At 60.9% G+C, this 1,518-nt stretch carries 2 protein-coding genes; both read left to right on the forward strand.

What is annotated here, in order from left to right; all coding sequences use genetic code 11:
- On the forward strand, window positions 1–1,228 hold a 1,228-nt coding region (locus AB4Z11_RS31355), incomplete at its 5' end, for a protein adenylyltransferase SelO (RefSeq protein WP_442030034.1).
- A 9-nt stretch (window positions 1,229–1,237) separates the two neighbouring features.
- Window positions 1,238–1,518: peptide-methionine (R)-S-oxide reductase MsrB (gene msrB / locus AB4Z11_RS31360; RefSeq protein ID WP_442030035.1), on the forward strand; the 281-nt coding region annotated here is incomplete at its 3' end.

Genomic DNA, 1,518 nt, shown 5'->3' on the forward strand with positions numbered 1-1,518 from the left:
CCAGTTCGGTGTGTGGGCAGGCCAGCTGGGCGACGGCCGCGCCATCCTGCTGGGCGACGTCGCCACCGCGCAGGGGCCGATGGAGCTGCAACTGAAAGGCGCGGGCCTTACGCCGTACTCGCGCATGGGCGACGGCCGTGCCGTGCTGCGTTCCTCGATCCGCGAATTCCTCTGCTCGGAAGCCATGCAAGCGCTGGGCATCCCGACCACGCGTGCGTTATCGGTCGCCGGTTCCGACCAGGGCGTGGTGCGCGAAACGATTGAAACTTCCGCCGTGGTGATCCGCATGGCGCCGACCTTCGTGCGTTTCGGCTCCTTTGAGCACTGGTTCTACCGCAACAAGAAGGACGAACTGAAACAGCTGGCCGATTACGTCATCGACCGCTTCTATCCCGAGTTGCGCGAACAGGCCAATCCTTACGCCGCATTCCTGGAAGAAGTCACGCGCCGCACCGCGCGCATGATCGCGCAGTGGCAGGCGGTCGGCTTCATGCATGGCGTGATGAACACCGACAATATGTCCATTCTCGGCCAGACTCTCGACTACGGCCCCTTCGGCTTCATGGAAGCTTTCGATGCTCAGCACATCTGCAACCACACGGATGAGCACGGCCGCTACTCCTACGCCAACCAGCCGCAGATCGGCCACTGGAATTGCTACGCCCTCGGCCAGGCCCTGTTGCCGCTGATTGGCGAGGTTGAACAGGCGCAGGCTGCGCTGGATGTTTACCAGCCGGAATTCGCCGTCGCCATCGACAAGCTGCTGCACGCCAAGCTGGGCCTGAAGTCCTTCCACGAAGGCGACCGCGAACTGCTGGATGGACTGTTCGGCATCATGCAGTCGAGCCATGTCGACTTCACCAATTTCTTCCGCCGCCTGAGCGGCCTGAAGTCCGATTCCACCGCCGGTGACGAGCCGCTTCGCGACCTGTTCATCGACCGCGGCGCTTTCGACGCCTGGGCCAACGAGTATCGCAACCGCCTGCAGGCGGAAAGCAGCGACGACGCCGAGCGCAAGCTTGCAATGGATGCGGTAAACCCCAAATACGTGCTGCGAAACTATTTAGCTCAGGTAGCCATCGAAAAGGCGCAAAATAAGGATTTCTCGGAAATCGCACGCCTTTTGTCAGTTTTGGAGCGGCCGTTCGACGAACAGCCAGAAAATGAACATTACGCAGCCTTGCCGCCAGACTGGGCCAGCCATCTGGAAGTAAGCTGCTCCTCCTGAAAGACCGTCATGACCGAAAAACTGATCAAATCGGACGCCGAATGGCGCGCCCAGCTCGATTCCATGCAATACCAGGTGACCCGCCACGCGGCCACCGAACGTGCTTTCACCGGCAAATACTGGGATCACCACGAACCCGGCATCTATCACTGTGTCTGCTGCGATACGCCGCTGTTCGCCTCCGACACCAAATTCGACTCGGGCTGCGGCTGGCCCAGCTACTTCGCCGCCATCGATCCGGCCAATGTAATCGAGAAGGTGGACCGCTCGCATGGTATGCTGCGCACCGA

This window comes from Pseudoduganella sp. RAF53_2 (assembly GCF_052113985.1).
Taxonomy (GTDB): domain Bacteria; phylum Pseudomonadota; class Gammaproteobacteria; order Burkholderiales; family Burkholderiaceae_D; genus Rugamonas.